The sequence below is a fragment of the Citrobacter sp. C6_1 genome, from assembly GCF_014596835.2.
In the GTDB taxonomy this organism is placed as follows: domain Bacteria; phylum Pseudomonadota; class Gammaproteobacteria; order Enterobacterales; family Enterobacteriaceae; genus Citrobacter; species Citrobacter pasteurii.
This window is the reverse complement of record NZ_CP115031.1, coordinates 4,260,981-4,285,652: the sequence shown is the minus strand read 5'-3', so window position 1 is coordinate 4,285,652 and position 24,672 is coordinate 4,260,981. Positions and strand designations below refer to the sequence as shown.

Annotated in this window: 24 protein-coding genes; 12 read left to right on the top strand and 12 right to left on the bottom strand. The window is 50.7% G+C overall.

Annotated features, from left to right (window positions below; genetic code table 11):
• Positions 1–37 precede the first annotated feature (37 nt).
• Positions 38–247: a hypothetical protein gene (locus IB196_RS20530; protein WP_149691943.1), complete on the bottom strand. Its 210-nt coding sequence runs from the start codon at positions 245–247 to the stop codon at positions 38–40.
• A 28-nt stretch (positions 248–275) separates the two neighbouring features.
• On the opposite strand from IB196_RS20530, the gene IB196_RS20525 reads away from it, so the two are divergent.
• Positions 276–1,007, top strand: coding sequence for a response regulator transcription factor (locus IB196_RS20525; protein ID WP_005132562.1), 732 nt, complete (start codon positions 276–278; stop codon positions 1,005–1,007).
• Positions 1,008–1,094: 87 nt separating this feature from the next.
• Here IB196_RS20525 and IB196_RS20520 read toward each other — a convergent pair whose 3' ends face one another.
• Genes IB196_RS20520 through IB196_RS20510 form a run of 3 tightly spaced genes read right to left on the bottom strand, consistent with a single transcriptional unit; the run spans position 1,095 to position 3,654 of the window.
• A complete protein-coding gene (locus IB196_RS20520) occupies positions 1,095–2,099 on the bottom strand; it encodes a carbohydrate kinase family protein (RefSeq protein WP_149691944.1) in 1,005 nt (334 codons plus the stop codon).
• Complete coding sequence (locus tag IB196_RS20515) at positions 2,096–2,956, bottom strand: ketose 1,6-bisphosphate aldolase (RefSeq protein ID WP_005132559.1); 861 nt, start codon at positions 2,954–2,956, stop codon at positions 2,096–2,098. Before IB196_RS20515 ends, IB196_RS20520 begins: the two co-directional genes overlap by 4 nt.
• 14 nt (positions 2,957–2,970) lie before the next feature.
• Entirely contained in the window at positions 2,971–3,654 is a 684-nt protein-coding gene (locus IB196_RS20510) for a D-lyxose/D-mannose family sugar isomerase (RefSeq protein WP_005132558.1), read from the bottom strand.
• Between the two features lie 552 nt (positions 3,655–4,206).
• Here IB196_RS20510 and vgrG point away from each other — a divergent pair.
• From vgrG to IB196_RS20465, 9 genes are all read left to right on the top strand, one after another.
• Positions 4,207–6,747 carry a type VI secretion system Vgr family protein gene (gene vgrG / locus IB196_RS20505; protein ID WP_149691945.1) on the top strand — a complete coding sequence of 847 codons (2,541 nt, stop codon included), beginning with the start codon at positions 4,207–4,209 and terminating at the stop codon, positions 6,745–6,747.
• Positions 6,740–8,836 carry an alpha/beta hydrolase gene (locus IB196_RS20500; RefSeq protein ID WP_348936028.1) on the top strand — a complete coding sequence of 699 codons (2,097 nt, stop codon included), beginning with the start codon at positions 6,740–6,742 and terminating at the stop codon, positions 8,834–8,836. Before vgrG ends, IB196_RS20500 begins: the two co-directional genes overlap by 8 nt.
• Before the next feature lie 9 nt (positions 8,837–8,845).
• Positions 8,846–9,631 carry a hypothetical protein gene (locus IB196_RS20495; RefSeq protein ID WP_188232197.1) on the top strand — a complete coding sequence of 262 codons (786 nt, stop codon included), beginning with the start codon at positions 8,846–8,848 and terminating at the stop codon, positions 9,629–9,631.
• A 46-nt stretch (positions 9,632–9,677) separates the two neighbouring features.
• Positions 9,678–10,451 carry a hypothetical protein gene (locus tag IB196_RS20490; protein WP_040233277.1) on the top strand — a complete coding sequence of 258 codons (774 nt, stop codon included), beginning with the start codon at positions 9,678–9,680 and terminating at the stop codon, positions 10,449–10,451.
• A 46-nt stretch (positions 10,452–10,497) separates the two neighbouring features.
• Positions 10,498–11,277, top strand: coding sequence for a hypothetical protein (locus IB196_RS20485; RefSeq protein WP_155021940.1), 780 nt, complete (start codon positions 10,498–10,500; stop codon positions 11,275–11,277).
• A 66-nt stretch (positions 11,278–11,343) separates the two neighbouring features.
• Positions 11,344–13,440, top strand: coding sequence for an alpha/beta hydrolase (locus IB196_RS20480; protein WP_155021941.1), 2,097 nt, complete (start codon positions 11,344–11,346; stop codon positions 13,438–13,440).
• Between the two features lie 9 nt (positions 13,441–13,449).
• Complete coding sequence (locus IB196_RS20475) at positions 13,450–14,223, top strand: hypothetical protein (RefSeq protein ID WP_040234040.1); 774 nt, start codon at positions 13,450–13,452, stop codon at positions 14,221–14,223.
• 1 nt (position 14,224) lies between these two features.
• Positions 14,225–14,485 (top strand): PAAR domain-containing protein, encoded by a 261-nt coding sequence (locus IB196_RS20470; RefSeq protein ID WP_040234038.1) that lies wholly within the window; start codon positions 14,225–14,227, stop codon positions 14,483–14,485.
• Positions 14,482–15,888: a hypothetical protein gene (locus IB196_RS20465; RefSeq protein WP_188232261.1), complete on the top strand. Its 1,407-nt coding sequence runs from the start codon at positions 14,482–14,484 to the stop codon at positions 15,886–15,888. The genes IB196_RS20470 and IB196_RS20465 overlap by 4 nt, the downstream gene beginning before the upstream one ends.
• Positions 15,889–15,969: 81 nt before the next feature.
• On the opposite strand, the gene IB196_RS20460 is transcribed toward IB196_RS20465, so the two are convergent.
• The 3 genes from IB196_RS20460 to IB196_RS20450 form a co-directional block, all read right to left on the bottom strand.
• The gene (locus IB196_RS20460; RefSeq protein ID WP_005132549.1) at positions 15,970–16,911 is read right to left on the bottom strand and encodes an ABC transporter substrate-binding protein; all 942 of its coding nucleotides are present in this window, start codon (positions 16,909–16,911) and stop codon (positions 15,970–15,972) included.
• A gap of 115 nt (positions 16,912–17,026) precedes the next feature.
• On the bottom strand, positions 17,027–18,022 hold the full coding sequence (locus IB196_RS20455) for a ribose ABC transporter permease (protein WP_005132548.1): 996 nt from the start codon (positions 18,020–18,022) through the stop codon (positions 17,027–17,029).
• Positions 18,015–19,538 (bottom strand): sugar ABC transporter ATP-binding protein, encoded by a 1,524-nt coding sequence (locus IB196_RS20450; protein ID WP_005132547.1) that lies wholly within the window; start codon positions 19,536–19,538, stop codon positions 18,015–18,017. Before IB196_RS20450 ends, IB196_RS20455 begins: the two co-directional genes overlap by 8 nt.
• Before the next feature lie 114 nt (positions 19,539–19,652).
• Here IB196_RS20450 and IB196_RS20445 point away from each other — a divergent pair, with 114 nt between their 5' ends.
• Both IB196_RS20445 and yjdP read left to right on the top strand, forming a co-directional pair.
• On the top strand, positions 19,653–21,917 hold the full coding sequence (locus IB196_RS20445) for a hybrid sensor histidine kinase/response regulator (protein ID WP_188232260.1): 2,265 nt from the start codon (positions 19,653–19,655) through the stop codon (positions 21,915–21,917).
• A 69-nt stretch (positions 21,918–21,986) separates the two neighbouring features.
• Positions 21,987–22,316, top strand: a complete 330-nt coding sequence (gene yjdP, locus IB196_RS20440) for a DDRRRQL repeat protein YjdP (RefSeq protein ID WP_182289477.1) — start codon at positions 21,987–21,989, stop codon at positions 22,314–22,316.
• Here the strand turns inward: yjdP and IB196_RS20435 are convergent.
• From IB196_RS20435 to phnN, 5 genes are all read right to left on the bottom strand, one after another.
• Positions 22,313–22,600 carry a type II toxin-antitoxin system RelE/ParE family toxin gene (locus IB196_RS20435; protein ID WP_005132544.1) on the bottom strand — a complete coding sequence of 96 codons (288 nt, stop codon included), beginning with the start codon at positions 22,598–22,600 and terminating at the stop codon, positions 22,313–22,315. The two genes, yjdP and IB196_RS20435, sit on opposite strands and share 4 nt — an antisense overlap.
• Complete coding sequence (locus IB196_RS20430; RefSeq protein WP_087879465.1) at positions 22,597–22,848, bottom strand: antitoxin; 252 nt, start codon at positions 22,846–22,848, stop codon at positions 22,597–22,599. The genes IB196_RS20435 and IB196_RS20430 overlap by 4 nt, the downstream gene beginning before the upstream one ends.
• 78 nt (positions 22,849–22,926) lie before the next feature.
• Positions 22,927–23,685 (bottom strand): phosphonate metabolism protein PhnP, encoded by a 759-nt coding sequence (gene phnP, locus IB196_RS20425; RefSeq protein WP_182289475.1) that lies wholly within the window; start codon positions 23,683–23,685, stop codon positions 22,927–22,929.
• A 9-nt stretch (positions 23,686–23,694) separates the two neighbouring features.
• Complete coding sequence (phnO, locus tag IB196_RS20420; protein ID WP_149692410.1) at positions 23,695–24,129, bottom strand: aminoalkylphosphonate N-acetyltransferase; 435 nt, start codon at positions 24,127–24,129, stop codon at positions 23,695–23,697.
• Entirely contained in the window at positions 24,116–24,670 is a 555-nt protein-coding gene (phnN, locus tag IB196_RS20415) for a ribose 1,5-bisphosphokinase (protein ID WP_005132540.1), read from the bottom strand. Before phnN ends, phnO begins: the two co-directional genes overlap by 14 nt.
• Positions 24,671–24,672: the final 2 nt, after the last annotated feature.

Sequence of the window (24,672 nt, the reverse complement as noted above, 5' to 3'; positions counted from 1 at the left end):
AGTTAATCAAATCGCGCATACGCGCTTGTCGTTTTCGTTATGCATCTTTTATGCCATGTTTTATCAGGGGCATCAGCCGATAATACGGGTGAAATTTGCGCAAAACCCTGACGAAAAACAGGCTGTCGTCATATTTGACGTGACGAATCTCCAGTACGTGACGCCCCGGCAGTGTGACCGAGGTTATGTTTCCCACACGTGCTTGTGCCTTATCGCTGTCACTCTGTGCAGAATCAATCACACTCATTTAAGTTGGCCAGAAATGGGGAGGAACGATGAAGCCAGCCATACTGGTTGTGGATGATGACGAGGCAATCTGCACACTGCTCCAGGATGTGCTGAGTGAACACGTCTTTGCGGTGACCGCCTGTCACACCGGGCAGGATGCGCTGCGCTGCATTGATGCTCAGCCGGATATCGCGCTGGTATTGCTGGACATGATGTTGCCCGATATTAATGGCCTGATGGTGCTGCAGCAGGTGCAAAAAATAAGGCCGGGATTGCCAGTGGTGATGCTGACAGGGTTAGGTAGTGAATCGGATGTGGTTGTGGGGCTGGAAATGGGCGCTGACGATTACATCGGTAAACCGTTCAATGCCCGGGTGCTGGTGGCGCGGGTAAAAGCCGTGCTCAGACGTGTCGGTGTGTTAACACCCGAAAGCAGCGGCCCACAAACTACGGGGTTATCCTTTAATGGCTGGCATCTGGACACCGCAGGTTGTCAGTTACGTAATCCTCAGCAATTGAAGGTGGATCTGACGCAGGGTGAATACAGTCTCCTGTTGGCGCTGGCGCAAAATGCCCGTCGGGTACTCAGCCGTGAGCAATTGCTGGAGTTGACGCGCAGCGACAGCGTTGAGGTGTTTGACCGCACCATTGATGTGTTAATCATGCGCTTGCGGCGAAAAATAGAGATTAACCCGCACCAACCGATGTTGATCAAAACCCTGCGCGGGCTGGGCTATGTATTCGCCGCCGACGTGCAGCATCACGATAAGGCGGCGTGATCGTGTGCAGTTGCCGGATGCGGCGTAAACGCCTTATCCGGCCTACAAAAGCGATAACGACCTCGTAGGCCTGATAAGCGCAGCGCATCAGGCGTCAGCCATTGCGGCCTTTAACTCTGCCAGCGTTTTCGCGCCGTCTATCGCATTGGCGCACAACAAACTGGCTCGCGCACAGGCGTGTGCCAGCCTGATACTGTCCGCCAGCGACCAGCACTCGTGGCAGCCATACAAAAATCCGGCGCAAAACGCATCTCCTGCCCCGACGCTGCCGACGATCTCCTCCTGCGCCAGATATTGTGACGGGACCCAGGCGCCAGCCTGATCCGGACTTTCCCCCCATGCGCCTTCCGGACAGTGGATCACCACCCGCTGGCGCACACCCGCATCCAGCAGTTCACGGGCGGCGGTAGCGATGTGCGGGATATGCAACTCGCCGTTGGGCTGGCGGATCTCCAGCCCGCTGAATTCCCCGGCTTCCAGTTCATTGATCACCAGATAGTCGAGATGGCGCAGCGCGGGCATCACCAGCGGCTGGTAGCGTGGATCGCCTTTACGTGAAACCAGATCCAGCGACGTTTCAAAGCCATTTTCACGCATTTGTGCCAGTAGTCGTGCGCTTCGCGTGCCGTACTCTTCATCTGGCATGTCCAGGCTGTCGAGCAGCAGCAGATAGCCCAGATGGAAGATTTTCATCGAAGTATCCAGTTGCTCAAAAGCGGGCAGATCCAGCAGCCGATTAGCGCCGGGCGAATGAAAAAATGTGCGCTGACCGCTCGGGTCGGTCATCACCTGCGACATTGATGTAGGGGCTGATGTTGTGCGCTGAACATGCTGGCGATTAACGTGATACTGTTCCAGCATCGCCATGATGTAATCGCCATCGCTGTCCTTGCCAATTAAGCCCACCGCCTGCAGCGGCAGTCCGGTGTGCATTTTCGCCAGCGTTAGCAGCACGTTCAGCGGCGCACCGCCGGTGGCGCGTTCGCTACGGGTGATCTCCGCCAGCCAGCCACGCTCCGGCCACTGCACAATCTGATGTACATGATCGACCAGCATGTTGCCTGCGGCGATAATGCCTTTACGTTCCATCAGATTTGCCCCGCGCTGCCAAAAATACGCATCTGTTCTGAAACGGTATCGGTAATGGCCTCTTCAATGCCGAGCAGCAGTTCGGCGAATTCGTCGTACAGCGGCTGACGATTCGCCATCCGCGCCTCCACTGCCGACAGCGCCGCCTGCGACATGCCGGTATAGAAGTTGATTTTGTGAATGCCAAGCTCGATTGCCCGACGGAAATCGTCGTCGCTGATCCCGGAACCGCCGTGAAGTACCAGCGGGATCGCCGCCTGCTGGCGAATGGCGTCCAGACGCGGGAAGTCAAGTTTGGGTTCGCCTTTATATTTGCCGTGCGCATTGCCAATGGCGACAGCCAGCGCGTCAATCCCGGTTCTGTCGACGAAATCACGCGCCATCATCGGGTCGGTAAATAGCGACTCGTCGGCATGACCGTACAGCGCGCCGCCTTCATCGCCACCGACTGCGCCCAACTCAGCTTCCACCGACACGCCGACGGCGTGGCACATCTTCACCACTTCGCGGGTTTGACGGATATTTTCTTCATACTCCAGCGTGGATCCATCGAACATCACTGAACTGAAACCTAAGCGTAGCGCCCGCACCACCGACTCAAAGTGCAGGCCGTGATCAAGGTTCAGCACCACTGGAATGTCATGCCGCGCAGCTTCGAACTTGACTGCTTCGACCAGAGAATCCAGCGAGATATATTTAAAATGCACTTCGGCGATATTGATGATAAACGGCGAACGTTCCTGCTTTGCCGCGGCAAATAGCGCACGCAGAAAGTGTGAGTCCAGAACGTTAAATGCCCCTAAGGCATAGCGGTGCTCGCGGGCATGGGCAAGCCCATCGGCGAGAGAGATCAACGGCATAATGCGCTCCTTGGTTAGCGGAACAGGCGATATTCGTTGCACAGCACTAGCAGCGCCGGTTCGTCTTCTTCAATGTCGTTGTAGCGGGAAATCGGTTGCAGAAAATGGTTGTCGTGGTCGTCGTCATTAACAGAAGAGACCTCGCCAACCAGTACGTCGCCAAAACCTTTTTCCGCCCAGAAGCTGTGATACAGGCCCGGCGGCAGGCAGATGCTCTCACCCGGTGTCAGGCGTAGTTGGCTGCCCGCGGCATGGGTTTGTCGGCAGCCATCAATGACCACATTAACGTCGCTGTCCTCCGTTTGTTCCCTGATACCGGCGTTCCACAGTTCGACAATCAGATTGCCGCCACCGCGATTGATGATGTCTTCACGCTTGCGCCAGTGAAAATGCATCGGCGTAACCTGGGCATCGCGAACATGCATGATTTTCTCGGCGTAGCATTTCTCGTATGGCATACCTTTTGGCGAGCCGTTGCGCAGGGTGAATAGCGTTAAGCCCTGAGCGGCGAAATTGTTGCCGCCAAATGCGGTGACATCCCAACCCAATTTGAGGTCAAAGACTTCGCTCCAGGCGGAAGCATCAAGTTTTCGCCATTGTGTAGGTGGGAAACTGGCGAAAGGGGGAAGGTGCACGTCGTGCAGGGAAAAAAACTGGCGTGTGTGGCCAAGGATTTCGTTTATTGCGGAGCGTTTCATTGATTCTCCTGTGGCTGATAAGATGACCTTTATGCGGCCCTCTCTCAAAGGGAGAGGGAGAAAATCAAAAGCTTTCCCATGGATCAAATGGGATACCATCCGGTTACCTCTCCCTCACAGCAGAACAGGGAATAGTTATATTTTATTGTGTTTTTTTAAGAGAGGATGTGATTCATTCAATAAAATAATAAATAAACAGGATTTTTCTATAAATGTTATTGTAAATCATTGAGTTAATGTGTTCGCTTTTTTAGTCGCATCTCAGTTTTCTGGAACTATTTGGATATGAATGCTGGATTGTTGCCTCGCGGTGAAAAAACGAATGCGGCGTTTTATAAATCTTTTTGTTAAAAAATCAATTTCATTGAATCTAAAATCGCACCAGTTAACCGTTTATTTATATGTCAGGGTTATATTACATGTTTAATTAATGATAATTAACTCACTTTCCAGATTTGTTTTTAGTAAAAAATATCCCTTTTTTATTATTATTGATATGCTGACTGGACTTTATTTCTTATGTGTTACTTTCTTTTGGTAAGGGATGCGATAATGAAAAAAGGTTCAGGATTCTATAATCTGGAAGGTATAATTTCAGAGGGGAGTATAAATAAGTATTTATTCTCCGTAAGGGGCGAGGGTAAGTTAGGGTTGCTTGATGTTGAAACAATTGAAGGTCATGAAAATTTAAGTAAACCATACAGTTATAAAATTACATTCACATCAAAAATAAGAAGTATCCCTCCTGATTCACTTCTAAGTATTGAAGGCTCGCTGAAAATCAGAGCACCTAATCATAACTGGAATAAATATATTCAGGGTTCTGAAATGTGGCTATATGAACGACAAATTGAAGGCGTCATTACGTCATTTTCGCTTATTAGCACATCAGCGGATGAATCACTGTACGAAATCAGGCTGGAGCATAAGCTTGCATTACTCTCTCGATGCAAGCGATCGGCTATTTACCTGAACATAAATGTGCCGAATTTGGTCACGCAGCTCCTCAAAGAACATGCTTTTGCCGATTATGAAATCGACTTTGATAATCTTGTTTGTATGTATCCCAACCGGGAAATGATCGTCCAGTGGGAGGAATCAGATTTAGCGTTTATCAGCCGCATCCTGTCAGAAGTTGGGATCTGGTTCAGAATTGAAAATCATCATGCCGTTCCGCACATTATGGTGCTTATCTTCAGTGATTCACAAAGCCGGTATATCTTCGATCAAAAGATTATGCATGCATCTCATGCGGGTCTGACAGCAAATGATTATTCGATCGATAAGCTGGTATCCAAGCACAACGTTGTTTCCGCAGCCGTTAAAGTAAAGAACTTTGACTACCGGCTTGCCAATTCGCTAATACTCAATGCTGATGCCGAGGAAGCTGAACAGACGTCGACGACGTATGGAATGGATTATCGTTATGCGGATATTCATCACCAGCCGGGATCGAAATTTGCGGAGGAACAACCGGGCGAATCGAGCTGGTTCTACGCCAAACTGCATCACGAAATTATTCTTAATAATCAGTCCGTTTTAAGCGGCGTGACCACCAGTCCGTCGATCGTGCCTGGTATGGTGCTTAACATCGACGGTACCATTCCGCAGGCGTTCACTTCGGGCTTTGTGGTAACGGCAATGCGAGTGACGGGCAGGCGTGATGCAGCCCTGCAATCCCAACTGTTCGGTATTCCTTACAATGAGCGCGTTTGCTTTCGACCGCAGCCATTACCCCGGCCACGTATCGCGGGTACGGTTCCGGCTACTGTTTCATCCCGAATAGACAATGACCAATATGCCCACATCGATCTGCAGGGTCGCTATTGGGTGAAGTTTGATTTTGACCTCGACCAGCACAGGCAAGGCTATGAAAGTATGCCCGTCCGTCTGGCGCGAGTTTATGCCGGCGATACTTACGGTCATCACTTCCCGCTCATTCAGGGAGCGGAAGTCGCCATTGCGTTTGAAGGTGGCGATCCGGAAAGACCTTTCATTGCCCATGCCCTGCATCATGCGCCAAAGCCGGACCCCGTCACCAGCCGCAACAATACCCGCAACGTCATCCGCACTGCGGGTCTTAATAAGCTGCGGATGGAAGACCGGCGCGGACAGGAACACGTCAAGTTAAGTACCGAGTACGCTAAAACCCAGCTGAACATGGGCCATCTTGTTGATGCGGGTGGTAAGCCGCGCGGTGAAGGCGCAGAACTGCGCACCGATGACCGGGCTGTTTTGAGAGCCGCAAAGGGAATATTGCTGACGACAGAGGCGCAGCCAAAAGCCCAGGGCCAGCAGCTCGACATGAACGCAGTCGTTCAACAGCTACAGGCAGCCCTTGTGCTGGCAACTTCTCTTCAGCAAAGCGCCCTGACGGCGCAAGCGTTAAACGTTGAAATGGAGCAACAGCAGCAGCTTAACGCCGCGCTTGAACAGCTCACTCGCTCGGGGCTGGTGGCCTATGCCGATCACGGTATGGCTCTGCTCACACCGGAAACCATGGCGCTGTCGGCAAACAAAGATCTGTCGCTGAACGCGGCCAACAACGGCAGTTTTAACGTTTTTAAGAAACTCTCCATGGCAGTCGGGCAGGGGTTATCGCTTTTCAGCAGAGCGATCGGGATCAAAATTATCGCCGCAAAAGATGATATTTCCGTCCAGGCACAGCGCGGGGAAATGGGCCTGCTTTCCGATCAGCATTTTCATATTCAGAGTATGAACGGCAACGTAACCATCAGCGCCAAAAAGAATATTCAGTTGCTGTGTGGAGGCGGCGGTATTCGAATAAATGAAGATGGCTCAGTAAAAATATTCTCTCCCACGAAAGTGCAGCTCAAAGGCACCACGCTTGACTGGAGCGGGCCGGAATCCGTTAAAGATAAATCCCCTGTTTTTCAGGAAGACCAGTTTCACCGCCGTATTAAATTACATGGTTATGGAAATACGGACGATGTTCTGAAAAAGACAAAATTCAGACTGACTAAGGCCTCTGGTGAAATCATTGAAGGTGTTACCGACGATGAAGGCATGACGCCGTTACTGGATATGACGGAAATGGATGAAATGAAAATGGAGATTTTGCCAAATGAGTAACAGTCCCTTTAATCCGCGAGTCGTGGCGACAGGTGTACAAGGCGTGCCTAAATCCACCGGCGGAAAAATGGCCGTCTGCGAAGTGGCGGTTAAAAACCCTATGCCCTGTATTGTGATCCTTGTTCATGGCGTCAACGATGTGGGCGAGGCGTATCAAAATCAGGAGCAGGGGATTATTGCCGGCCTGAATGAACGTATGGGCCGCACGGATATGTATCCGCATGAATGGCATCAGTACAAAATGGATATGGGGGATGGCGAGCAGCAGCAGGTGAAAATGCCCGGGCGCAGTCCGGTGATCCCATTTTACTGGGGATATAAACCTGTTGACCATGCAACGTATATTGACGATCAGCGGCGTTACCGCGATGAGCGGGCTAAATCAGGAGACGCCGCAAAACTGCCTTATAACGCCTACCAGGAAGATGACAACGCAACGCTGGCAAAGTTAGGACACATTCCTCAAACCACGTTGAAATTTCAGAATGATAATTTCGGCAACGTGCTGGACGATGTGTACGCCAAAGGCGGGGGGACCTTTGCCAATGCGACAACCACTATTCCGGATATGCTAGGCCCTGGCTCCGGCGGCCCTGCGAACGCTGCGGCAGGATTTGCTTCATTTCATCTGAATGCCGGGGATTTTACGCATCCTATTTATGATAACCCGCACCGAATTTATCAGTTTTTTGCCGCGCAGCGGCTGGCCGATTTAATTCTGATGATTCGAAATAATAAACCTACTGAAAACGATCCCATTAATATTATTGCGCACTCCCAGGGAACGATTATTACCATGCTCGCCAATATGCTGGTCAAAGCAGCAGGTGCCGATCCTGCCGATTGTGTGATCCTCAACCATTCTCCCTACGCCCTGGAAAAAACGGCTGCTGAAGGTATGACGCCCGGACATCACCAGACGGATCGCGCCCGCCAGCAGACGTTTAAAAATTTCTGTCATTTGATGGCGACAAACGCCAGATATGGCAAGGGGGAATATCACACGCAGGCCGAGATTGATGAATTAGAAGGCGCAATTTGTCTGAGTAAAACCAATTCACAGTGGCGCAAGAATAAACTTTATACGCGTAATAACTTTGGCAAGGTATATAACTATTTTTGCCCTAATGACAGTGTGGTTTCATTGCTTAACGTGCAGGGTTTGGGCTGGCGGGGAGTTCCCCACGACATTGCCAGCGGCATAGACAATCTTCGCCAGCGGGTTTTCTGCGAAAATGGTCCGGAAATAGGCGGCAGCCCACTGAGCGTGCCTTTTGAAATGCCGGCGTTAGAAAAGGATTGTTTTGAACAGGATACGCTGGCGACCAGACAATATACGTTTTCGGATGTTGTTGTGAATGGTGAGCAGCTCCCCGTCACCTTCAGACATCAGTTACAGGGCGCAGGAAGTCAGTATAAATATTCGATAGTACCGGGTTCACCCGATCAGGACATCTCATTTTCGGCAAAAGCCACGGTTATTGCGCGCACTGAGACAGATTTCAAAAATCTCAGCGGCGCAGGTTTCGATTATTTACAGCCGGGGCAGGAATTAACGCCCGCAGAACTCGCGATGTTCGCCAAAAAATATGCTAAGCCTTATACCAAAGGCGTTGTCCTGGGCGGGGGATACAATAAGACCGTGCAGCTTATTTATGAAAAAACGCCGGATGAGCTGCAAAAAGAATGGCTGCAATCAGAGAAGGTTGGCTACAGCCAGCATTCCTCTATTGTTATGTCGAAAGATGCCCCCGCGAAAGCGATGGCCTTCGATCTGGCGGTGGGGATATGCGGGGCATTTGATCACGAAAATGGTGAGTTCTGGGTAAAACTGCTGCGCCGTGGGGACTGGCGTATGAAGCTTAATGGTCTGCCAAGGACTGTTGATTATTATAATACTGGAAAGTTAAGCAAAGACCGTACGAAAGATTTCATGAACAGGCCGGATGATATTTTACCAAAGGGTCAATTTGGTGTGGTTAACGAATATTGTCATTCAACAACGGTTCAACCTGCCAGACATAATGAAATATACAATACCGAGACTCCCAATCTGCAATGGGATATGCCCAAACCGCTTAACGTTTAAGGATGAATTATGAATAAGGGATGTGCGTTAAAAATAATAATCGGAGCAGTCTTGCTATGCGCTATGGCTGCCTGTACAAAAAAAATACCCACACAGGTCATTTATCGCTATGATGATAACCGATATCTGGAACTAAAGGGCTTCGATTGCGAGGGGGCACTTTGGTATCATGATACCAGGAGGAATATACATAAAGAATTAGTAAATGGCGTTTATTCAACGTATCAGATCTTTTCCGGTGTATATATTCACCCATCAGATGAGTATATTCTGATACCACGATGGGAGCCAGATGCTTACAAGATATCTAAAGATTACGGACAAACGTGGCAGGTAGCAGACTATATGGCCTCTTCCCGGGCGCTGGAAAGAAACTCCGATGGGGTTATGCGTGACTATCCGGAAGGAAAAGAAATAAAAAGAGTGGTGGTGGTCAATAACCAGGCGTTTATTACCACCTCGAAAAATCATTTGTATATGAGTTCATACCCTTTTGACGACCCGCGTTTAAAGCCGGGTGGTCCGGGTATCGATTATCAATACTTCGATGATACCGACTATCTCTCTATATATACAGACGGAAAGAAGAAATCTAAAGGAAAATATTATTATGGTCATACCCGTCCTGAATCTCCAGGTGCTGCCTGGGGAACAGTGGTGTTTATGAAAGCATCCCTGGCCCATTTAACGGAGGGATATAAGGCCAACTATCAAAACCTGCCGGACAAAGAACCAGAAGTGGTGGGCTATAAGGGCTGGACCCGGATGTACTGCGATATGGATGCAGGGAAATAATCTGCAATGGGATATGCCCAAACCGCTTAACGTTTAAGGATAAATCATGAAACAAGGAAATACGGTAAGAATAATTGTTGGAGTGATTTCACTATGTATTATCTCTGCCTGTATAAAAAAAATACCCTCGCAGGTAATTTATCGGTTTGATGATAATCGCTACCTGGAGTTGATCGGTTATGATTGTGAAGGATATGTTGTTTACCATGACATAAAAAGAAAGGTCCACAAATCAATTTATGGCAATCCAATCTATAGAGTGTTCTCGGGTGAGTTTATCCATCCCTCAGAACAGTACGTTCTTGTGCCTGAATGGGAACCTGGGGCATATAAAATATCTAAAGACTACGGACAAACATGGCAGGTAGCAAACTATATGGCTTCTTCCCGGTCGCAGGAGAGAAACTCCGATGGGGTTATGCGTGACTATCCTGAAGGAAAAGAAATAAAAAGAGTGGTGGTGGTCAATAACCAGGCGTTTATTACCACGGCGCAGAATCATTTGTATATGAGTTCATACCCATTTGACGACCCGCGTTTAAAGCCGGGTGGTCCGGGTATAGATTATAAATACTTTGATGATACGTATTATCTCTACAGGCCAGGCAAGCATAAATCCAGTGGCGAGTATGTGGACGGTCATACCAGTCCTGAGTTTCCAGGTGCTGCCTGGGGAACGGTGGTATTTATGAAAGCATCCTTAGCCCATTTAACGGAAGGCTATAAGGCCAACTATCAAAATCTGCCGGACAAAGAACCGGAGGTGGTGGGCTATAAGGGCTGGACCCGGATGTACTGCGATATGGATGTAGGGAAATAATCTGCAATGGGATATGCCTAAACCACTTAACGTTTAAGGATGAATTATGAAAAAGGGAAGTGCGTTAAAAATAATAATCGGAGCCATTTCGCTATGCGCTATCGCTGCCTGTACAAAAAAAACACCCTCACAGGTCATTTATCGCTATGATGATAACCGATATCTGGAACTAAAGGGCTTCGATTGCGAAGGGGCACTCTGGTATCATGATACCAGGAGGAATATACATAAAGAATTAGTAAATGGCGTTTATTCAACGTATCAGATCTTTTCCGGTGTATATATTCACCCATCAGATAAGTATATTCTGATACCGCGATGGGAACCTGGGGCATATAAAATATCTAAAGACTACGGGCAAACATGGCAGGTAGCATCTTATTTGTCTCCCTTCCAGGGGCAGGAGATAAATTCAGATGGGAATATGGTCGACAGACCGGAAGGAAAAGAAATAAAAAGAGTGGTGGTGGTCAATAACCAGGCGTTTATTACCACCTCGAAAAATCATTTGTATATGAGTTCATACCCTTTTGACGACCCGCGTTTAAAGCCGGGTGGTCCGGGTATAGATTATAAATACTTTGATGATACGTATTATCTCTACAGGCCAGGCAAGCATAAATCCAGTGGTGAGTATGTGAATGCCCACATCAGACCTGAATCTCCAGGATATGCGTGGGGTATGGTTATTTTTATGAAAAAAGGACTGGACAATCTTGTTGAGTCAGAAAAAGCAAATTACCAAAACCTGCCGGACAAAGAACCGGAGGTGGTGGGCTATAAGGGCTGGACCCGAATGCACTGTGACCTGAATGCGGGAAAATAATCTGCAATGGGATATGCCAGTGCCGCTTAACGTTTAAGGATGAAATGAAAATGGAGATTTTGCCAAATGAGTAACAGTCCCTTTAATCCGCGAGTGGTGGTGACGGGAGTGCAAGGCGTACCTAAATCCACCGGTGGAAAAATGGCCGTCTGCGAAGTGGCGGTTAAAAACCCCATGCCCTGTATTGTGATCCTTGTTCATGGCGTCAACGATGTTGGCGAGGCGTATCAAAATCAGGAGCAGGGGATCATTGCCGGCCTGAATGAACGTATGGGCCGCACGGATATGTATCCGCATGAATGGCATCAGTACAAAATGGATATGGGGGATGGCGAGCAGCAGCAGGTGAAAATGCCCGGGCGCAGCCCGGTGATCCCATTTTACTGGGGATATAAACCTGTTGACCATGCAACGTATATTGACGATCAGCGGCGTTACCGCGATGAGCGGGCTAAATCAGGAGACGCCGCAAAACTGCCTTATAACGCCTACCAGGAAGATGACAACGCAACGCTGGCAAAGTTAGGACACATTCCTCAAACCACGTTGAAATTTCAGAATGATAATTTCGGCAACGTGCTGGACGATGTGTACGCCAAAGGCGGGGGGACCTTTGCCAATGCGACAACCACTATTCCGGATATGCTAGGCCCTGGCTCCGGCGGCCCTGCGAACGCTGCGGCAGGATTTGCTTCATTTCATCTGAATGCCGGGGATTTTACGCATCCTATTTATGATAACCCGCACCGAATTTATCAGTTTTTTGCCGCGCAGCGGCTGGCCGATTTAATTCTGATGATTCGAAATAATAAACCTACTGAAAACGATCCCATTAATATCATTGCGCACTCCCAGGGAACGATTATTACCATGCTCGCCAATATGCTGGTCAAAGCAGCAGGTGCCGATCCCGCCGATTGTGTGATCCTCAACCATTCTCCCTACGCCCTGGAAAAAACGGCTGCTGAAGGGATGACGCCCGGACATCACCAGACGGATCGCGCCCGCCAGCAGACGTTTAAAAATTTCTGTCATTTGATGGCGACAAACGCCAGATATGGCAAGGGGGAATATCACACGCAAGCCGAGATTGATGAATTAGAAGGCGCAATTTGTCTGAGTAAAACCAATTCACAGTGGCGCAAGAATAAACTTTATACCCGTAATAACTTTGGCAAGGTATATAACTATTTTTGCCCTAATGACAGCGTGGTTTCATTACTTAACGTGCAGGGTTTGGGCTGGCGGGGAGTCCCTCATGACATTGCCAGCGGCATAGACAATCTGCGCCAGCGGGTTTTCTGCGAAAATGGTCCGGAAATAGGCGGCAGCCCACTGAGCGTGCCTTTTGAAATGCCGGCGTTAGAAAAGGATTGTTTTGATCAGGATACGCTGGCGACCAGACAATATACGTTTGCGGATGTGGTTGTGAATGGTGAGCAGCTCCCCGTCACCTTCAGACACCAGTTACAGGGCGCGGGAAGTCAGTATAAATATTCGATAGCGCCGGGTTCACCCGATCAGGACATCTCATTTTCGGCAAAAGCCACGGTTATTGCGCGCACTGAGACAGATTTCAAAAATCTCAGCGGCGCAGGTTTCGATTATTTACAGCCGGGCCAGGAATTAACGCCCGCAGAACTCACGATGTTCGCCAAAAAATATGCTAAGCCTTACACCAAAGGCGTTGTCCTGGGCGGGGGATACAATAAGAGCGTGAAGCTAATCTATGAAAAAACGCCGGATGAGCTGGAAAAAGAATGGATGAAATCAGAGCAGGTTGGTTACAGCCAGCATTCCTCTATTGTTATGTCGAAAGATGCCCCCGCGAAAGCGATGGCCTTCGATCTGGCGGTGGGGATATGCGGGGCATTTGATTACCGCTGCGGAGAATTCTGGACCGAGCTACTCCTGCGCGGAGACTGGCGTATGAAGCGTAATGGTTTCAAGGATACAGTTAATTATTATAACTCGGGGGTATTGAATAAAGCAGATACAAAAGAACATATGAATAGACCGGATGATATTTTACCGACAGGAGAGTTTGGCGTGGTTAACGAATATTGTCATTCAACAACGGTTCAACCTGCCAGACACAATGAAATATACAATACCGAGACTCCAAATCTGCAATGGGATATGCCTAAGCCGCTTAACGTTTAAGGATAAATTATGAAACTGGGAAATACGGTAGGAATAATAATCGGCGCAGTTTTACTATGCGCTATCACTGCCTGTACAAAAAAAACACCATCACAGGTAATTTACCGGTTTGATGATAATCGCTACCTGGAGTTGATCGGTTATGATTGTGAAGGATATGTTGTTTACCATGACATAAAAAGAAAGGTCCACAAATCAATTTATGGCAATCCAATCTATAGGGTTTTCTCGGGTGAGTTTATCCATCCCTCAGAACAGTACATACTTGTGCCTGAGTGGGAGCCAGGGGCATATAAAATATCTAAAGATTACGGACAAACGTGGCAGGTCGCAAAATATATGGCTCCTTTCCCGGCGCTGGAGAGAAACTCAGACGGTGTTATGCGTGACAGACCTGAAGGAAGGGAAATAAAAAGGGTGGTGGTAGTCAATAACCAGGCGTTTATTACCACGGCGCAGAATCATTTGTATATGAGTTCATACCCATTTGACGACCCGCGTTTAAAGCCGGGGGGTCCGGGTATAGATTATCAATACTTTGATGATACGTATTATCTCTACAGACCAGGCAAGCATAAGTCCAGTGGCGAGTATGTGAATGCCCACATCAGACCTGAATCTCCAGGATATGCGTGGGGTATGGTTATTTTTATGAAAAAAGGACTGGACAATCTTGTTGAGTCAGAAAAAGCAAATTACCAAAACCTGCCGGACAAAGAACCGGAGGTGGTGGGCTATAAGGGCTGGACCCGGATGCGCTGTGACATGGATGCAGGGAAATAATATGAAAGGTGTAATCAGACTAAATGACCCGCTGGAAAACGGTGGGTATGTGAACAAAGCTTCTGGTAGCAAGTTTATGGGAATTCCTGTCGCTTTAATGGGGGATACTGTTTTTTGTATTGCGCATAAAGGGACCTTTCCCATACTTGATTTTGAACCAACCTGGACAATGGACGGTAGAGGCGTTGTTGTGGATGGGTGTAGGGCTGCATGCGGTTGTGCAATAAAAACCACACTGCCAACGGCGGGGACAAGCAAATGAATAAATGGAAGAGACCAAACAAGAATCCGTATCCAGAACCAGAAAAATTCCCGCTTAATATTGTGCTGATCATTAGCTGTGCTATATTTCTGTTTTTTATAACGTACAATATATTCAGCTGGTTGCAGGTCAAGAAGGTCCCTGATGATCTGATATGGAATGCAATAGGTATCCCGTCGCTAATAGTGTTAGCAATCTGGTGTGTGGTGGTAATCACTTACGGTGTTATATCTTTTCCATGTTACTATGCGAGTTATCTTGAGCAGTATGGTATGAATAGGTGGAAAAACTGGGCAATACGGGCATTGCCTCTTTTAGACTATTCATCCATTCTCCCGGTGCCTGAACTGGCATTAAAAATTCAGAAACTAGAGGGTGAAGCGCCAGCAGGTTCTGCAACGCCGTTACGAATTGATATTGAAGTTGACTCAATGGATGACACCAGAATTGATAAAGTGCTAAGGCAGTTGATAGCGCCCCTCAAAGATTCTCTTGTCAGGGATTATCGGCCTTTTAATACCTGGATGTATGTTAAGGGAGCGGATGACACTATCGGCAATAGTTTCAAGGCGGTACTGGCAAGTCTGGGCATCCCCAACGATAAGGTCGGAAAAATTAATATTCTTTACGAATGTCCTGATTATTTTTTAATAAATGATTGGGTTGATTTAAATATGTCTGAGAATAGCCTTGTTATTGCAGTTGAATTGCATGGTGAAAATAATTATGATTTTTTTGAAAGTGCTAATGCTTTTATTTTTACCAATGAGAAATTGCTTGAAGATAAAGACACACCTTTATATTTATTACGCATGATGGACAGTACCCCTTACTATCTTGATGAAATCGTAAGTACATATCTTTCTGCACAGCAAGTGGATGTGAGTAAGATTAAAAAACTATGGTTCAACTCACTGGATAAGCAGTCAAAATTCGTATTGTTTAGTGGAATAGAAAACGCAAAAACGAGTATTCTGGCCGATAGTCGATATGAACTGGAGGCCGTCACCGGGCAAAGCACAAAGGTTCAGCGCTGGGTTGTATTAGCGTTGGCTGCGGATGCTGCAAAATATGGTCAAGGCCATCAGTTATTCGCCAGTACATCTGCAGATACTATTCAATCCGGCATAATAGCTGCTAAATATCCAGGATCTTGTCCGGCACTTGATAAGCTGGATTTCGATGATTATTGGAGAATAATAAAATTGTGCGCAATTATTTTATGGTGTATGGGATTTGTAAGTCTCGTACCACTGGAACTGTTCCAAAGTCACCCCTGGTATACGTTTACACCTTTAGTTATTGGTATTCCGGTTATTTACACGACGGTTATGATTTTTTCTTTTATACTGAGTCATAATATCGAGGAAGAAATGGATATTTATTACTCTCAGTATTTATGAGATAAGCGCCCTGACGGGCGCTCTTGGTTCTTTGACTCTCTGACTCTCTTTGTGGCAGGAGAGCATCAGTCAGTTCAGGATTTATTTAACCGTCCAACCCTTATAGCTGCCGACGTTGTTTTTATCGATCATCGTCACTGGGATCAGCACGGGCTCTTTCGGGGCGGGTTTCCCCTGCAATATGTCATAACCGATTTCGACCGCTTTGGCAGCCATCACCTGCGGATCTTGTGCTGGCGTCGCCACAAATAGTGAGTTTTCGCGCTTCAGGGCCTCTTCACCGTCCGGGCTGCCGTCTACGCCAACAATAAAGAATTCGCTACGCTGCGCCTGTTTTGCCGCCAGATCGGCACCGATCGCAGTCGGATCGTTAATCGCAAATACGCCGTCGATCTTCGGATTCGCCGCCAGTAGTGCGGTCATGATCTCCAGCCCGCCTTCGCGGCTGCCTTTGGCGTTTTGGTTATGCGACAGTACCTTGATGTCCGGGTGGCGTTTGAACTCGGTCTGACAGCCTTCCACGCGGTTCTGGACGGCGGAAACCGGCGGCCCGTTGATGATGACGACGTTGCCTTTGCCTTTCAGGCGGTCGGTGATGTATTTACAGGCCATTTCACCCGCCTGGGTGTTATCGGAGGTAATGGTCGCGTCAGCGCCTTCCGCCGCCACGTCAACAGCAACCACCACAATCCCTGCGTCTTTCGCGCGTTTTACCGCCGGACCGATGCCTTTGGAATCCGCTGCGTTAAGGATAATCATGTCGACTTTGGCGGCAATAAAGTTGTCGATTTGCGATACCTGCTGGCCCAGGTCGTAGCCGCTGGACACCAGCGTCACTTTAACACCATCGCCCGCCAGTTTGCGCGCTTCCAGCTCCGCACCTTTGGTTATTTGTACGAAGAACGGGTTGGCCAGATCGCCCACCGTGACGCCGATCGATTTCAGTTCTTTTGCCTGCACAAACGGAGCGCTAGCAAGCAGTGCGCCAGCACAGAGCGCGGTCACTAATGGCTTCAATCTCATGCTGTATTCCTCACTCGTAGGGTATTGTTGTTATAAGCCTGATGGCGCTACGCTTATCAGGCCTACGGATGGGTAGGCCGGATAAGGCGATTGCGCCGCCATCCGGCAATCCTGTCTATGCACTTTGATGGTGTCGGGTACGGTATTTGTCGATCAGCACCGCTATGATGATCACCGCCCCTTTGATCACCAGTTGCCAGAAATAGGAGACGCCCATTAGCGTCATGCCGTTATTCAGCGTGGCGATAATCAGCGCCCCCACCAGCGTGCCGGTGATGGTGCCTATCCCGCCGACAAAGCTGGTGCCGCCGAGGATCACCGCCGCGATGGCGTCCAGCTCATAACCCATGCCTAAGTTGCCGTTGGCGCTGTACAGCCGCGAGGCGCTCATCACTCCACCAAGACCCGAGAGCAAACCGCTCATGCCATAGACGAACAGCAGCACCAGCCATACTTTGATACCGGTTAAACGTGCTGCCTGCATATTGCCGCCAACCGCGTAGATATGGACGCCCAGCGTGGTGCGCCTAAGAATGAACCAGCACACCACCACCACCGCCAGTGCAATCACTACCAGCCACGGTACCGGGCCGAGATAGTTGTTGCCGATCCACTCAAAGCTGATGTTGGAGTTGATAACCGTAGTGCCATCCGCCAGTAGATAAGCCGCGCCACGTAACGCGGTATAAGTCCCAAGCGTGACGATAAACGGCGGTAGTCCGGCAAAAGCGACCAGCGCCCCGTTAAACAACCCCAGTACCATGCCGAGCATCAGCGCCGCCGGAATCGACAGCATGGCAAACTCAGGAATAAGAGAAACGACCATGGCCGCAACGGCAGTGGTGCCGAGAATGGAGCCAACCGAAAGGTCGATGCCGCCGGTTAAAATAATGAAAGTCATGCCAGCCGCCAGCACGATATTGATCGACGCCTGGCGGGTAATATTCAGCAGGTTGCTCTCAGTAAAAAAGTTTGGCGCGATAAAGCCAAACACCGCCACAATCAGGATCAGAATGGGTAAGATGCCGACCGTTTGCATCAGATCGCTCATCAGCATTTTTTTCGCGGAGGCGGATTTCGCCACCTGCTGGGGAGTGGTTGGATTATTCATGGGGCACCGCCTGATGGTGGGAGTCGTTCACGCCGGTTGCCAGCGTCATAATGTTTTCCTGGGTAATACTTTTCCCGTCCAGCTCGCCGGCAATACTGCCTTCGCGCATGACATACACGCGATCGCTCATCCCGACCACTTCCGGCAGTTCGCTGGAGATCATCAGGATCGCCACGCCTTTGCGCGCCATATCGTTCATGATCCGGTAGATCTCGCTTTTGGCGCCGACGTCCACGCCGCGCGTGGGTTCATCGAGGATCAAAATGCGGGGGCCGATCGCCACCCAACGCGAGATCAGCAATTTCTGTTGATTACCGCCGGACAGCCCACCCGCCCGTACCTGAGCATGCGGCACGCGGATGTTGAGTAATTGAATCGCATCATCGGAAATCGCCTGCGCCTTTTTGCGATCGAGCATGCCCCAGGTGGCGTCGCGCTCCAGCGTCGCCATGGTGATGTTCTCCGCTGCCGCCAGTTCTAAAAATAACCCCTGTTCTTTGCGGTTCTCGGTCAGAAAACCAATGCCGTGGTCAATCGCCTCGCGTGGGGAGTGGATCACCACCGGTTCACCGTCGATTTCAATCATGCCGCCGATGGCTTTACGTACGCCAAAAATCAGCTGCGCCAGTTCAGAACGTCCGGCGCCCACCAGACCCGCAAGGCCGACAATCTCCCCGGAGCGCACCAGCAAGCTGCACGGTTGCACTTTGTTGCCATCAGTCAGGTGATGAACATTGAGGCGCGCTTTACCCAAAGGAATATCGCGCTCTTTGTTGAACAGATCGCTCAACGGACGGCCCACCATCATGCGCACCAGTTCCGAAGCATTAAGCTTGTCGCGGGTCAGGCTACCGACATACTGCCCATCGCGCAGGACGCTGACGCGATCCGAGAGTTCATACACTTCCGCCATGCGGTGGCTGATGTAGATAATCGCCATCCCCTCATCGCGCAGGCGCATGATCAGTTCAAACAGGCGGTGGGTTTCACGTGAGGAGAGGGCGGCGGTGGGTTCATCCATAACCAGAATGCGGCTGTTACGGTGCAAGGCGCGGGCGATTTCCACCTGCTGCTGCTCGGCGATGGTCAACGTCATTACCCGGTCGCTGGCCTTAAACTGGGCGCCGAGTCGGTCGATAACCTTCTGCGACTGCATCACCATCTCTTTGCGCTGAACCAGACCACCACGCGACAGTTCGCTGCCAAGAAAGATATTTTCCGCCACCGTCAGGTTTGGCGCGAGCTGCATCTCCTGATAAATCAGCGTGATGCCCGCGCTGAGCGCATCTTTTGGCCCACGAATGTGGAACGGCTGACCGTCAATCAGGATCTCGCCGCTGGTGGCGGTATAGGCACCGGCGAGGATCTTCATCAGGGTGCTTTTTCCTGCGCCATTTTCGCCCATCAGGGCATGGATCTCACCCGGCCAGACCGTTAAATCGACCCCTTTCAGCGCGTAAAATTTGCCAAACGCTTTGGCAATGTTGCGCATCTCCAGAACCGGTGTCCTGCTCATGGCGGATCTCCTGTGGGGTGGCCGATATCAGCAGTCCATCACAGGAATGTAAATGCAAAATGTCAGAAGCCGTTCATATTTGTCATATTGCGATTTTTCTTCACGGAGCGTGATATGCCGCAACCGGGACGTCACTTTTTCGCCAGTGCGCGTGGACGATTACTGTTCTTTAATCTGCTGGTGGTGGCGGTCACGCTGATGGTGAGTGGTGTGGCGGTGCTGGGGTTTAAGCATGCCAGCCAGATCCAGGAGCAGGTGCAGCAGCAAACCGTTGACGACATGACCGGCAGCATGAACCTGGCGCGCGATACGGCAAACGTCGCGACGGCGGCGGTGCGGCTGTCGCAGGTGGTGGGGGCGCTGGAATACAAAGGTGAAGCGGAGCGGCTGCAGGAGACGCAGCGGTCGCTGAAGCAGTCGCTGGAACAACTGGCCGCTGCGCCGCTGGCGCAGCAGGAGCCGGTGCTGGTTGAGCGTATTATTCAACGCAGCAATGAGCTGCAAAGCAGTGTGGAAGGTATGTTGCAGCGCGGACAGCGGCGGCATCTGGAGCGCAACGCGCTACTCAGTTCGCTGTACCAGAATCAAAGCTACTTACGCCATCTGCAAAAGTTGACTGACGCACAGGATGACGCGCAGCTGGATCAGATGGATCGTTTAATTATCGCCGCTATTGAAACACCTACACCGCGATCGGTGGTCAAACAACTGGACGAGGTGATGCTCGCGCTGCCTCTGCAAGCCAGTAACCTGCTGATTAGCCGTATTCTCAATGATTTCAATCAGGAACTGCATAAGCTGGAGCCGCTTTCTGCCGCACTGGAACAAAGCGATCTGGCGATCAACTGGTATATGTTCCACATCAAAGCGTTGGTGGCGATCCTCAACAGCGATATCAACCAGTATGTCTCGCAGGTGGCGATAATCTCCGAACAGCGGGTGGCGCAAAGTCATCGGGAACTGCAATCCGGCGCGTTGTTTATTTTGGCGTTTGCGCTACTGGCGGTGGTGATCACCGGTTTTGCCGGGTGGTATATCTACCGCAATCTCGGTTCTAACCTGACGGCCATTTCGCGGGCGATGAGCCGGCTGGCGCACGGTGAATCAGACGTCAGCGTCCCGGCTCTGCAACGGCGCGATGAGCTGGGCGAGCTGGCGCGTGCTTTTAGCGTCTTTGCCCGTAATACGGCGTCGTTGGAGCACACCACCCGGCTGCTGAAAGAAAAAACCACGCAGATGGAAATCGACCGCACCGAGCGTCAGGGGCTGGAGGAAGCGCTGTTGCACAGCCAAAAGCTGAAGGCGGTAGGACAGCTGACGGGCGGATTAGCGCATGATTTCAATAACCTGCTGGCGGTGATTATCGGCAGCCTGGATTTGGTGGATCCTAATTCTCCCGACGCGCCACGGATCAATCGGGCGCTGAAAGCCGCCGAGCGCGGGGCGCTGCTGACCCAGCGGCTGCTGGCTTTCTCGCGCAAACAGTCTTTGCATCCACATGCCGTGGAGCTGAAAACATTGCTGGAAAACCTGGGCGAACTGATGCGCCATTCGCTCCCGTCCACGCTGACGCTGGAAATTGAAGCCCAGTCTCCGGCCTGGCCGGCGTGGATTGACGTCAGCCAACTGGAAAACGCCATTATCAATCTGGTGATGAATGCCCGTGATGCCATGGACGGGCAGGCGGGTACGATAAAAATCCGTACATGGAATCAACGGGTTACGCGCAGCGATGGGCGCAAGCAGGATATGGTGATGCTGGAGGTAGCCGACCAGGGAAGTGGGATGTCGCAGGAAGTGAAAGCTCAGGTCTTCGAACCGTTCTTCACCACCAAACAGACCGGCAGCGGCAGCGGTCTGGGATTGTCGATGGTGTACGGTTTTGTGCGCCAGTCCGGTGGTCGAGTGGAAATTGAGAGCGCGCCGGGGCAGGGAACCACGGTCCGGTTACAGCTTCCCCGTGCCGTTGTGTCGGTTCAGATTCAGGCACAACCGATAGCGGAACATGCGGCGAACAGCAGTGAAAAGCTGGTACTGGTGCTCGAAGATGAGGCCGACGTGCGCCAGACGCTGTGTGAGCAGTTGCATCTGCTGGGTTATCTGACGCTGGAGGCCGCCAACGGCGAGCAGGCGCTGCATATGCTGGCGGCTTCAGCAGAGATTGATATTCTTGTCAGTGACTTAATGTTGCCAGACGGATTGAGTGGCGCGGATGTGGTCAATCATGCCCTGAAGCATTATCCCCAGCTGAATATTCTGCTGATTAGCGGCCAGGATTTACGTCCGGCGCATAATCCGGCGCTGCCGGATGTGGCGCTGCTGCGTAAACCTTTTACCCGAGGAGAGCTGGCGCAGGCGCTGCGGCATTCGTGTAATTGAGATTCCTCCGCTACCCGCGCGAATACGCTTTGATTACCGTGGGGTGAGTTTCTTGATGAGGCGGGTTTGATGCAACGCTCCCTGACATTCTTTCTTTTCAGTCTGCTAATGGTGACCACTGTTTCGGCGCAGGCCGATATTATCGATGACGCCATCGGCAATATTCAGCAGGCGATTAACGACGCATACAAACCCGATAACGGGCGGGATTACGACAACGCCCGCGACAGTGGCTGGCAGCGCCAGATGAGTGACGATCGGCGCAGGCAGTATGATGACCGGCGACGTCAGTTTGAAGACCGGCGTCGACAACTGGATGAGCGTCAGCGCCAGCTCGATCGGGAACGGCGTCAGTTAGAAGATGAAGAGCGCAGAATGGAAGAAGATTACGACCGTTAGCGCAATCTTTCGCTGGCAAGGTTATAGACTTCACTGCGCTCGCGTTTACCGACGGCAACGACAGCGATGACCAGAGTGTCGTCAATAACTTGATAAACAAGACGAAACCCTGATGTTCGTAGTTTGATTTTGTAGCAATCCTTTATTCCCCTGAGCTTTGCTGAGGGGACATGCGGGTTTTCACAGCATTTCTTTAGTTTTTTGGCAAACTGCTGCTGAATGGCTGTATCAAGTTTTTGCCATTCTTTCAGCGCATCTTCCCTGAACTTTACCGTATAACTCATAAAAAGCTGTCCAGATCCACATCCACCAGGGGTTGTTGGCTACGTTCATGGACTAATTTAACCAGTTGCTGATCGTCCAGTGCATCAAGCATTTTTTCGTAAAGCTCCGCTGGCACGCAATAAAAGGCGGGCTGGTTACGGTTCAGGATTGCGACCGGAAACCCATCTCCTGCGCTCACAGTCGCCATCGGGTTCTTTTTCAGCTCACTCACGCTCGCGGTGGTATCGCTTAAAATAATATGCGGCATAATCGCTCCTGAAGACCATTTAACTGGTCTTAATATAGGATTTAAGAGACCTGTTAACAAGTCTTATTGTCCGGGAAATTACTCCAGCATAATCTCCATTCCGTCATATCCTGCCTCAAACCCTGCGGGTAGCGGGTTATCCATCATCCACAGGTCGAACTGGTGGCTGATATGGGTCAGGATCACCCGTGGGCAACGGATAACCTCGTTCAAGGCGATAACGGTATGCAGATCGCAGTGATTGCGCGGTGGCTCGCTGCGCGGGGCATGGCTGCAGTCGATGATAATCACTTGAGGTTGGTTATTGTGGAGAAACTTCAGCGTTTTGTCGGGCAGTCCGGCAGTATCAGAGAGCCATGCCACGCGGCTGTGCGCGGTCTCCAGTAGATAGCCGAACGTCAGCTTAGAATGGTTGAGTGGTAAAGGAGTCACCTGCAACCCCTGCAAATCGAACACCTCAAACGGCGCGACGGTCTGGCTAAAATCGAGAATACCGGGGTGCTTAAACAGATCGTCGCAGCCCAGTTCATCCGGTGGGCCGTACACCGGGATCGTTTTTCCCACCCCCCAGCGCAGCGGAAACAGTCCCTGTACATGATCCATATGATAGTGAGTGAGCAGGAACTGCTGGAAACTGCCTACCGGCCAGTCGTCCATCAGATGGGGGATCCCTGCGTCCAGCAGCGTCACCGCATTATTGAATTTGACCACGCCACTGCAGGGGCGTCGGCGGTATTGCGCCTGTAAACGTGCTCGTTGGCAGGCGGCACAGTTGCAGCCAAAAGCCGGTACCAACTGTGCGCCGCCGGTTCCTGTAAGCGTAATGGTCAGACTCATCGCATCCCCCTACAACGGCTTGGTAAAGCGAAAATGGCTCTGCGTATAACCTTCGCGGCGGTAAAAACGATGCGCATCAAGGCGCTGCGTGCTGGTGGAAAGTTCGGTCATTTCCGCGCCCGCTTCGCGCGCGGTGGCTTCGGCCCAGGCCAGCAACTGGTGGCCTACCTTTAACCCCCGCGCCTGTGGCATCACTACCAGTTCCTGAATCTCACCAATCCAGTTAGCGTGGTGCAGATGAAACTGCAAATGCAGACCGATCAATCCGATGACCTGTCCGTCGAGCAGCGCCAGCTGGTAGTGCATATTGGCATCTTGCAGATTAGCGGCGTAACCAGCGCTAAAAGCCTGCAGGTCAAATTGACCCTGCTTCAACTCGCAGATGAGCGCATAAACCGCATCGGTATCGTACAGCGTGGCGCGGCGTAATTCACAGACAGACATGTTTCTTCTCCTTGCGTCCCATCAGTGCGAGCAGTGTATCGACAGACTGTAGCAAACTACCATCGTTATTCAGGACGTGGCAGTCATACGGCGCATAGCGCGCTGCGCGTTCAAGGCGGGCGGCGATTTCCGTTTCGCTCTCCCGTCCGCGTGACTGCAGGCGTTGGCGTAAAATTGCCGGAGAAACCTGTAAGCAGATAGGCATTAAAGCCGTGCCATAGCGTGATTGCGCCTGCGGCAGATGGGCGCGTGAACCGTTGACCACCACATCAAAACCAGCATGCAGCCAGAGGTCAATCTCCACGCCGACGCCGTAGTACAGACCGTTGGCATGCCAGCTCAGCGCCAGCAGGTTCTGCCCGGCGCGGGTAAAAAACTCTGGTTCACTTAGCGCAATATGATTTTCATTCCCGGCATTGGCCGCCCGGGTGATGTAGCGATGCGCCACCAGCAGTTGCGCCGGTTCCTGCTGGCGCAATTCTGCCAGCAGACTGTCCTTACCGGAGCCGGACGGCCCCATCAGCCAGATCAGTTTACCCATAG